The 10,029-nt window shown below is 70.6% G+C and carries 7 protein-coding genes and 1 pseudogene; 3 read left to right on the forward strand and 5 right to left on the reverse strand.

Features of this window, described 5'->3' with window-relative positions; genetic code table 11:
• Positions 1-7: 7 nt before the first annotated feature.
• From AB0C59_RS02145 to AB0C59_RS02160, 4 genes and pseudogenes are all read right to left on the reverse strand, one after another.
• Positions 8-328 (reverse strand): ANTAR domain-containing protein, encoded by a 321-nt coding sequence (locus AB0C59_RS02145; protein ID WP_363000217.1) that lies wholly within the window; start codon positions 326-328, stop codon positions 8-10.
• A gap of 458 nt (positions 329-786) precedes the next feature.
• Positions 787-1,220 (reverse strand): annotated as a pseudogene (locus AB0C59_RS02150) (DJ-1/PfpI family protein); the annotation flags it as partial.
• A gap of 40 nt (positions 1,221-1,260) precedes the next feature.
• A complete protein-coding gene (locus tag AB0C59_RS02155) occupies positions 1,261-1,710 on the reverse strand; it encodes a DUF1931 family protein (RefSeq protein ID WP_363000218.1) in 450 nt (149 codons plus the stop codon).
• A gap of 1,082 nt (positions 1,711-2,792) precedes the next feature.
• Positions 2,793-3,962, reverse strand: a complete 1,170-nt coding sequence (locus AB0C59_RS02160) for an MFS transporter (RefSeq protein ID WP_363000219.1) — start codon at positions 3,960-3,962, stop codon at positions 2,793-2,795.
• A 267-nt stretch (positions 3,963-4,229) separates the two neighbouring features.
• Here AB0C59_RS02160 and AB0C59_RS02165 point away from each other — a divergent pair, with 267 nt between their 5' ends.
• Positions 4,230-5,120 (forward strand): LysR family transcriptional regulator, encoded by an 891-nt coding sequence (locus AB0C59_RS02165; RefSeq protein WP_363000220.1) that lies wholly within the window; start codon positions 4,230-4,232, stop codon positions 5,118-5,120.
• A gap of 312 nt (positions 5,121-5,432) precedes the next feature.
• On the opposite strand, the gene AB0C59_RS02170 is transcribed toward AB0C59_RS02165, so the two are convergent.
• On the reverse strand, positions 5,433-7,214 hold the full coding sequence (locus tag AB0C59_RS02170) for a helix-turn-helix domain-containing protein (protein ID WP_363000221.1): 1,782 nt from the start codon (positions 7,212-7,214) through the stop codon (positions 5,433-5,435).
• 291 nt (positions 7,215-7,505) lie between these two features.
• On the opposite strand from AB0C59_RS02170, the gene dnaK reads away from it, so the two are divergent.
• Both dnaK and AB0C59_RS02180 read left to right on the forward strand, forming a co-directional pair.
• On the forward strand, positions 7,506-9,407 hold the full coding sequence (gene dnaK / locus AB0C59_RS02175) for a molecular chaperone DnaK (RefSeq protein WP_363000222.1): 1,902 nt from the start codon (positions 7,506-7,508) through the stop codon (positions 9,405-9,407).
• An 8-nt stretch (positions 9,408-9,415) separates the two neighbouring features.
• Positions 9,416-10,024, forward strand: a complete 609-nt coding sequence (locus AB0C59_RS02180) for a nucleotide exchange factor GrpE (RefSeq protein ID WP_363000223.1) — start codon at positions 9,416-9,418, stop codon at positions 10,022-10,024.
• The last annotated feature ends 5 nt before the right edge of the window (positions 10,025-10,029 follow it).

Consider the following 10,029-nt stretch of genomic DNA (forward strand, 5'->3'; position numbering starts at 1 on the left):
GCACCGGTCAGCCGGGTTCGGTGCGCAGGGTCGCGCGCGTCGCCATGCTGCGTTCCGGCTTGTGACGGATAGCGGTCGCGAGGTGACCCGTCTGGGCCCCTTCCACGAGGAGTTCGGCGACGTGGCGCATCTTGATGTCGGTGTGCTGGGAGAGATCCCGTAAGACGTTCCGGCCGTCCTCGGCGCGCAGGCCGGCCGACGTGACGACGATGCCGATCGCACTCCAGATCGCCCTAAGGCCAGACGGGCGGCCGCCCCTCCTGGCACCCTTCGGCAACAACGGCTCCAGCAACGCCCACTGCTCGTCCGTGAGATCTCCCCGCCCCATGAACCGTGATCATTCACAGCCCAAGATCCATTTCGATACACGGCCTAGTTGCACCCGGAACCTGCGGTGCACCGCGTTCAGTTGGAGGACGTGCCCGTGGGTGAAGGAGCGCAGGAACATGCCCAGGGTGGGGCCTGAACCCCGTGCAAGGCGACCCGTAGGTCCGGCAGTCCAGCAGTGTGCCGCAGCGTCCGCCGTTCGGCGCCGGCATGCTGCGGCGTCCGGCGGTACTGATTGTGACCGCCGCCGGGGAGCGGAATCCCACGGCATCGAGCCAGTCATCCTGATGGCGCTCATCCTGGTGATGACGATCACCACTTGGCCGTGTCGGCCTTCGACGCGGCTGTGCGACGCAACGGACCGGCAGCCGTACGGAGGTGACCGCCCCGGCTGACCGGCCCGTGGGGTGGAGAGCGGGCCCACCCCCACTGTGCACCGCCTGTGACCACGCCGCCGGGTCAGCCGGGCATGGGGTGGTGCGCCCGGGCGAACTGTTCCACGACGGCGGCGCAGAAGGCGGGCAGGTCGGCCGCGCTGCGGCTGGTGATCAGCTGCCCGTCGACGACCACCTCCTGGTCGGCGACGACCTCCGCGCCGGCGTTGCGCAGGTCGGTGCGGATGCTGGGCCAGGACGTCAGGCGGCGGCCGCGCACGGGCTGTGGCAGATCGAGGCGACCGGTTTCCCGCTGGCCATGAAGTCCTTGACGAACTGCACCGCGTCTCGGTCCATGCGCAGCTGGTCAGGGTTCATGGTGCCGCCGGGCAGGAGCAGGGCGTGGTAGGCGTCGGCGACCAGGCGGTCCACGGGGAAGGTTCCGGCCGCGTTGAGGTCGAACTGGCGGGCCCGGATCTCGCCGGGGTGGAGCGAGACGATCTCGGTCTTCGCCCCGGCATCTCGGTTCAGTCCGGCGACATGCACCGGGGCGCGACTGCTACAGCAGCCGGTCGAACACCGCGGTCACGCCATCCCAGTGACCGGTCTGCGGGTTCTTGACATCCGGATACATGATTTTGAACGTCTCGGCGAGGGCGACGCTGAGACCGCCGATGATCTCGGGGTAGCGCTCTTCGGCCTCCCGGGTGGGTGTCCTGTCGAGGTGAGGGTGCGCGGCGAGCTGTTCCAGGATCGGTTTCAGCTCGACCTCCTCGTCGAGCCGCCGGAACCGGTGGATGCTCTCCTGGAGGCCCTTGGTGATCGGTAGATCCCACGGTTCGACGGTATCCCTGCCGTTGGCCTTGGCCGACGCCTGGCCGACGACCAGGAGGTCGTAGAGCTTGGCGTCGACGAAGTCGCCGTACCGCTTCAGGTCGTTCCTGTCCACGTCGAGGCTTGCGGCGGCGCGGAAGAACCTCTCGAACTTCGACACACCCATCACGGTCATGCCTCTCGCCTCCTCACCCGGAACGGACGGCGTCGTTCGCTCCCGCCCGCGCCCCCATCGGCTGTTACCCGGTCGAGATTCGCAGAGCCCCCTGCTGAGCGCCTCCGCATCCCAGGCCGAAAAAGGGCGCCCCCTCTTCCCCTGGCAGAGCAGCATGAAGTGCGCAGGCATCCCTCGGCCAACCGTACGGCCGTCCGTCCGCAGGAGGCTGCACGGCGTTGCAACGCCTCGGACGAGAATTGCTGACCGGACGACACGACCAGCTCGGGGGAGCGGGACTGTATTGGGGCAACCGGCCGAGACTGGAACAGGACCGGGCTCGGTGCAGGGGTCGGGCTGAAGAGTGGGCAGCGGCCGGCGACTGAGCTGCCCCTCTTGCCGCCAAGCCATTGACGTGTTTCCGGCGAAACGATCTACGCGAAGCTGGGTGAGCCACCCCGTGCATGAGCAGGCAGGGTATGGCGGCCGCCTCTCGGGGTCCGAGGCTCGAGGACGGCTGGGACGAAGGCGTGACGACCGTGAGCGAGGCCCTGGTTGCGCATCGCGCACCGGGACCGGTCACGGCGCGTCGGCCGGTCAGAAGAGGCGGCCGAACTGGCGGGCCCTGCGGACGTGAGCCAGCGTGAGCGTGCGGACCCGGTGCGCCCCGGGCCCGGGACGCGCAGAGCACCGCGGGCGGCCCGCACAACGTTCGTGCGGGATATGGTGCTGCCAGGTGCCCATCCGAACACCACGAAACGACGACGGGTGCTCGAGGCGCGGCGCAAGGCCGGCGATCCCTGCACCGCGCGGACGGTGAAGCCGTCCATCAGAGACGTCATCCCCCGCACACGCGAGACCGGGCACAGACACACACCGACCCAACTGCTCGGACGTGTAGAACGGAAGATCCAACCGCTTGAGGTCGATCACCTGGGTGTCGGCGCCCGGCTCGGCGCCCCCCTCGACCGCCGCCCACAGTGCGGTGAGGCTGGTCGACGGGGTGCGCAGCGAACCCCCATTCCGACGACGAGCGGGGGCGCGCCACCTGCCCTGACACCTGTGCCGCATGCGCCGCAGGGAGGTCAGGAGGGGCGAGCGGACTACGCCGAGAGCCCGCCGGGACCGGGTGCGCGATCGCGCAACGCGACGGCGACCGACACGACGGCGCCGCAGGAGAGGACCGCCGCGAAGCCGATCATGGCGGTCTGCACGGCGAAATGCCGCAGGGCGATGCTGAACAGGACGGAGGGCAGGCCCATTCCGAGGTACGCGACGACGAAGAACACGGCCAGGACCCCCGCGCGTGAGGCGGGCTCGGCCACTGAAACGGCACGTTCGACGCCTCCCTTGAACAGCAGCCCGGAGCCGGCTCCCGACAGGGACACGGCGACCAGGTAGAGCCAGAGCACCGGGTGGTAGAGGGCGACGGCGCACAGGACCAAGCCGACCGGGAATACCACTGCCCCCACGGTCAGGACCCGGGGCAGTGGGAGGCGGCCCAGCACCAGCTGGGCGGCCGCCGCGGAACCGAACATGAGGAAGGCCGCCAGGCCGACCACGAGGTGCGAGTCGGTGTGCAGGGTGCCATGGAGCACGCTCGCCCCGAGGGAGGAGATCAGGCCGAGGATCGCGAAGGCGAAGGCGCCCAGCGCGCCGGCCGCGCCGAACGTCCGCCCGCCGCCGGGGCGCAGGACGAACCTGCTGGGCGGTTCGGCCGCGGGCAGCTCCAGGTCCACGGTCTCCGGGGTGGACAGCACCAGCGCCAGGCACACTGCCATGGCGAGCGTGAAGATCGCCTGGGTGGTGATCAGGGGCGTGGGAAGCCACTCGGCGGCGGCTCCGGCGACCAAGGGCCCTGAGGCCAGGCCGCCCAGGTTGGCGGCGGTGGCCACGATGCCGGGCAGCACCGAACCCGTCCGTTCCGGACGGGCCTCGTGGTGGAGGTCGTGCAGGTACGTCGTCGCGGTCGAGGCCATCAGCCCCAGTCCGACACCGTTCAGGATCCTGCCCGCGATCAGCCCTGGCAGGTCCCGCCACGCGATCAGTACGACCGACGCGACGATGCCGACCAGCAGCGCCGGGACGATGACGCGTCGCCGGCCGAGCCGGTCCGACAGGTGTCCCAGTCCGAGGAAGGCGGCCGCTGCGCCCACGACCATCGAGGCGTACGCCACCGTGACCGTGGTCGCGCCGAAGTGGTCCCGGGCCTCGTACAGCGGCCACAGCGGGGTCGGCGCGGTACCGAAGGCCATCAGCACGGTGAAGGCCACCGCCACGAACCAGAAGCCGGTCGTGTGCGAGGCAGGGCGCCGGGCAGGGGCGCGGGGCGGCAGGCCGGCGGGAGCGGGTGCCGGGATCCGGTGGGTCGGGTCGTCGGCAGCGTCGGCTGTGGGACGGCTCAGCGGCGTCGGAACGGCAGGCAGGGGTACCCCTCCTCGGGCGGAAGTGGATGGCGCTTTTCCATCCTCCTCACCAGCCGGGATCAGTGCCAACGAATGTTTTTGCTGGGCTCGAGCACTGCGAGTGATACTTCTCGTGTGGAGCTACGTCAGCTGGAGCACTTCATCGCGGTCGCCGAGGAGCTGAGTTTCACGCGTGCCGCCCGTCGGCTGCACGTGGTGCAGTCCGGGGTGTCCGCCGCGATCCGCTCCCTGGAGCGCGAGCTCGGGTGCGCGCTGTTCGAGCGCACGTCGCAGCAGGTCCGGCTCACCGGGGCGGGCGCGGCGCTGCTGCCGGAGGCTCGGGCCACCCTGCACGCCGCCCAGGCGGCCCAGGACGCCGTGCGCGCCGCACAGGACACGCTGCGCGGCACGGTGAACGTGGGCGCCATGGCCTCGGTCGAGGTGGTGGACCTGCCTGCGCTCCTGGGACAGCTGCACGCGCGGCATCCGGCGATCGACGTCCGGCTGCGGCTGGCGACGACCGGATCGGCGGGACTGGCGCACGCACTGCTCAGCGGGGACCTGGACGTGGCCTTCCTGTCGCTGCCCGAGCACAAACCCGCCGGGATCGACGCTCGCGAGCTGGCCACCGTGCCGCTCGTCCTGGTGGTGAGCGCCGCCCATCCGCTCGCGCAGCGGACGGAGGTGGCACTTGCGGACCTCGCGGGGGAGCCCTTCGTGGACTTCCCGCCGGGCTACGGCAACCGCGAGGTGGTCGACCGGGCGTTCGCGGTGGCCGGCGTCGTACGCCGGGTGGCACTGGAAGTGCCCGACATCGACATGGGGGCGGCACTGGTCCGGCACGGTCTGGGCATCGGCTTCCTGCCCGCGTTCGCCGTTGCCCGCACCCCCGGCCTGCACGTCCTGGACGTCGACGACACCGTGCTCCGCTGGAGCATGCACCTCGGCACGTCGTCGACTCGGCGGCCCAGCTCGGCTCTGCGGGCGCTGCTCGACCTTGTCGACCTCCACGTCATCGCCCTGTGACGCCCGGGCGTCACAGGGCGATGGTGGCCGCCTGCGTTCGCCTCGCTCCGGCCGCGAGATCTGCCGCGGCTCCGCTGACGCTCAGGCTGCCGTCGTCCACAGGCGGCGTCGGACACCTTCTCGGCCCCTCGAGGCTGGTGCCGAAGGCCCCGTCGATCTTCGCGATGGTGGTGACGCCAAGGCCCCATCTTCTGGCACGACGCGACCTCTCTGGATCAAACCGAGGAAAGCCCCCCACCCGCTGCAGCTCTGTAGCAGGGTGGCTCGCCCAACTACTGCCGACATCGATCGTACGAAGGTTCTAGCGAGGCGTCAGCCGGGTCCGCCCAGCACGATCTTCCACACTCGGGTCGCCACCTGGAGGTTCAGCCGGTCCTCGACGTTCGCTAGGTCGTTGCCGCTGATGTCGCGGATGCGCTGGAGCCGATAGCGCAGCGTACTGCGGTGGATCGCGAGGGATTCCGCGGTCTCGTCGTAGTTTCCGCCGCAGTCGAAGTACCGGGACAGGGTCTCCACCATGGCCGTGTGGTGCCGGGAGTCGTAGTCGATGAGCTGCCCGAGCCACTCCTGGACGAACGTCTCCAGTTCCTGGTAATCGTTGCCAGGTCCCAGGATGCGGTAGAGGCCGAGCTCGTCGAAGAACGTCGGGCCGTAGCGCTCGCGGGAGTGGCGGCGCACTTCCAGGGCGCGCTGCGCCTCCTCGTAGTGGTGGGGGATGTCGCCCGGGGAGCCGCAAGGGGCGCTCACCCCGATCGTCCCGCACCGTGTCCCGGTCTCCCGGGCGAGCGCCTCGTACAACGCGCGGGCGGGCGGCCTGTCGTCGGCGACCAGGACCACGTGGTCGGAACGTCGGGTCAGCAGCGAGCGCATGCCCACGGCAGAGGCCGCCCGTCCCACGGTCTGCGCGAAGGAATCGTCCGCAGTCCGGTTCGGCCACTGCACCACGACGATGTAGTGGCTGCGGTGCAGGTCGTGTCCGACTGCCTCGGACCGGGCGTAGGCGCTCGCCTCGTCCGTCCCTGCCAGGAGATCGTCGACCAGTTCGCGGTGCAGCCTCAGCTCCACTTCGGCCAGATCACGCAGGTGCGTCAGCTCCGGGGCGAGCGACGCGGCGGCGTCTTCCAGCGCGAGCACTGTGTGCTCGTCGGCCTCGTCCCGGGCATCGACCAGGGACAGTACGCCCAGGATCTCGCCGTGCGGGCGGACCAGGGTGATCAGCCGGTCCTTTATCCGCACGGGCCCGGCCTGACGGGCGACGGCGTGCAGCATTTCGTCCTGGCGCACGGGGTCCGGTTCGGGATAGGGGTCGGGGCGGCTGGGGCCGGTCCAGGACCTCAGCCGACCGAAGCGGTCCTCGACCAGCGCGGGGAGTCCAGTGAGCCTGTGCAGGGCGCGGGTGATGGCTTCCTCGCCGCCGCTGGCGGCAGCGACGTCGGCCATGAGCGCATGAACGGCTCGCTGGTACCCCAGCTCGGCCACGACGCCGATCAGCTGCCGCTGGAGAGTTGTGCGTTCGTCCCTCAGTCGGTGCAGCTCCAGCGCGTCCTCGCGTCGGCGGCGGTGTGCGAAGGCGACTGACAGGGCGGCAGCGGTGTGCCGGACGAGCGTGGCGAGCAGGAATCGCTCGGCCTCGTTGGGCCGGGAACGGGCGGTCACGACGAGGTAGCCGTGGAGTCCTTCAGGTCCGCGAAGCCCCAGGGCCCGGCCCCAGGGCCTGCCGGGTACGGTCACAGGGCCGTCCTGCCCGGCCAGCTCCCGCACCCTCCGGCCCACGGCCACAGCATGCGTCTGCCCGTTCCTCGGGCTGGGGACCAGGTCGTCGTCCGTCTTGAGGTATCCGGCCTCGGCGCGGTATGGCCCCGCGGCGGCTATGTGGTCCATGGCCAGGCGGAGGATCTCGTCTTCGTCCGGGGGGCCGAACAGAGCGTGGGAGAACACCATCAGGTCGCGAGGGTCATGGCCGGCCGGGGTGCGAGCGGGTGGGCGGGGCTGTCTGCGCGCGGCCGTGGGGTGCCGTCGGGCGCTGCCCCGCGAAAGGCCGCCCACCCGGTCGGGGCGGCGGTGGTACGGGCCGTGCGTCCGACTGGCGGCCATGGGATCACTCCGTTCTCCCCGAGCCTTCAGGGAGGCGAGTGGTATTCGCGTACCCGCTCACGGCCGGCCTACCCAAGATGTTCGGATTCTTTCTCTCGTACTCGTAGGGCGACCGGACCCGTGCATTCCTGACTCGCCAGGCGCAGGCGTGGAGCCACCCGGTTCGTCACCCTGAAGAGTGCTCGAGACCCTCCGTGCGCACCGGTGGGAAACCGGCGGAGGCCCCACCTCCACCTGAACGAACGTGATCCGGAGAGTTGACGCAGGTCGCCGCACCGGGAGGAGTTCCTCATGGCCAAGGCAGTGGGCATCGACCTGGGCACCACCAACTCGGTGATCGCCGTGTGGGAGGGCGGCGAGCCGTCCGTCGTGCCCAACAGCGAGGGCAACCGCACGACACCGTCCGTGGTGGCCTTCACCGACACCGGGGAACGTCTGGTGGGCCAGCTGGCCCGGCGCCAGGCGATCCTCAACCCCAAGGGCACCATCTACTCGGCCAAGCGGTTCATCGGCCGGCACTTCGACGAGATCTCCGAGGAGGCCAGGGCGGTGGCGTACGACGTCGTCGAGGGCGACGGCGGGGCGGCCCGCTTCAAGGTGCGCGACAAGCTCTACTCGCCTGAGGAGATCAGCGCACAGGTGCTGCGCAAACTCGCCGACGACGCCTCCAAGCAGCTCGGGGAGCGGGTCACGGAGGCGGTCATCACGGTGCCCGCCTACTTCAACGACGCTCAGCGCACCGCCACCAAGGACGCCGGACGGATCGCGGGACTGGAGGTGCTGCGGATCATCAACGAGCCGACGGCGGCCGCCCTCGCGTACGGCATGGACAAGAAGCAGCACGAGACCGTCCTCGTCTTCGACCTGGGCGGCGGCACCTTCGACGTGAGCATCCTCGACGTCGGCGACGGCGTGGTGGAGGTGCGCTCCACCGCCGGCGACAGCCACCTGGGCGGCGACGACTTCGACCGGCGTCTGGTTGATTACCTCGCGGACGACTTCCAGAAGGAGAACGGCATCGACCTGCGCAAGGACCCGCAGGCGCTGCAACGACTGTTCGAGGCGGCGGAGAAGGCCAAGACCGAGCTGAGTTCGGTGACGCAGACGCAGGTCAGCCTGCCGTTCATCACCGCCGACGCCTCGGGCCCCAAGCACCTCACCGACTCGATCATGCGGTCCACGTTCGAGCAGATCACCGGCGACCTGGTGGAACGCTGCCTGGAACCGGTCCAGCAGGCGATGGCCGACGCCAAGGTCGGCGAGAGCGACATCGACGAGGTCATCCTCGTAGGCGGTTCCACGCGTATCCCGGCGGTCCAGTCCCTGGTCCGCCGACTGACCGGCGGCAAGGAACCCAACATGAGCGTCAACCCCGACGAGGTCGTGGCCCTGGGCGCCGCGATCCAAGCCGGGGTGCTCAAGGGCGAGGTCAAGGACGTCCTGCTGCTCGACGTCACACCCTTGTCGCTGGGCGTGGAGACGCGCGGCGGAGTGATGACGAAGATCGTCGAGCGGAACACCACCATCCCTGTGCGCCGCGCCGAGACCTTCTCCACCGCCGAGGACAACCAGCCGGCCGTCGATGTGGTGGTCCTCCAGGGCGAGCGCGAGCGGGCCGCCGACAACCGCGCGCTGGGCCGGTTCCAGCTCACCGACATCCGGCCGGCGCCGCGGGGCGAACCCCAGGTCGAGGTCACCTTCGACATCGACGCCAACGGCATCCTCAACGTCAAGGCCCGCGACCGGGACACCGGCAAGGAACAGGGCATCACCATCAGCGAGAGCTCCAACCTGGACCGCAGTGAGGTCGAACGCATGGTCCAGGAGGCCGAGCGCAACCAGGGCCAGGACCATGCACTCCGCGAGGCTGTCGACGCCCGCAACGAACTCGACGCCATCGCGTACCAGGTCGAGAAGCGCCTCGCCGAACTGGGCGACGCGGCGCCGGCGCACGAGAAGGCACGCGCCGAGATGCTCGTGTCCGACGCCCGGGCGGCGGTCAAGGAAGAGGCGGGCGTGGAGCGCGTGCGGCCCCTTACCTCCGAACTCCAGCAGGTGCTCGCCGGGCTGGCGGCCCATCAGGGCGCCGCCACCGCGGATGGCGGGCCCGGCCAGGCCGCCGCCACCGGTGGTCCCACGAGTGGCGGTGGCGGTGACGATGATGTCATCGACGCCGAGTTCGACAAGGGCTGAGGCGCGCCATGCCCGCCTACCCCCAGGAACCCGGCCGGGCCGCGTCAGAACCGGTCGAACCGGTCTCGGACGGCACCGGAGGCCCTCCTCGCGGGGATTTGCCCCAACCGGGCTCGGCCCGGCCGGTAGCGGCGAACTGCGAACCGGGACCCGACACCGCCGGCCCGGCGCCTGCCGAGGACGAGTACACGACCGCGATCCAGGAACTGGAGGACCGCTGGCGGCGCGCACTCGCCGACCTCGACAACCTTCGCAAGCGTCACGCCAGGGAACTGGAGCGCGAACGGGCGGTCGAGCGGTCCCGCACGGCGGCCGCCTTCCTGCCCGTCCTCGACAACCTCGAACTCGCCCTGACCCACGCCGGCGCCGATCCGGACGCGATCGTGGAGGGCATCCGGGCCGTACGCGACCAGGCGGTGAACGTCCTGGAACTGCTCGGCTACCCGCGGCACGCGGAGACCGGCGTCGCCTTCGACCCGGCCCGGCACGAGGTGGTCCGCGTCGTCCAGGACTCCGACGCCCCACCGGGCACGGTCGTCGAGGTGCTGCGCCCCGGCTACGGGGACGGCGAGAGGCAGCTCAGGCCGGCCGCGGTGACCGTCGCGAAGCGGGAGTGACCGGT

The organism is Streptomyces sp. NPDC048664 (assembly GCF_040650555.1).
Taxonomy (GTDB): domain Bacteria; phylum Actinomycetota; class Actinomycetes; order Streptomycetales; family Streptomycetaceae; genus Streptomyces.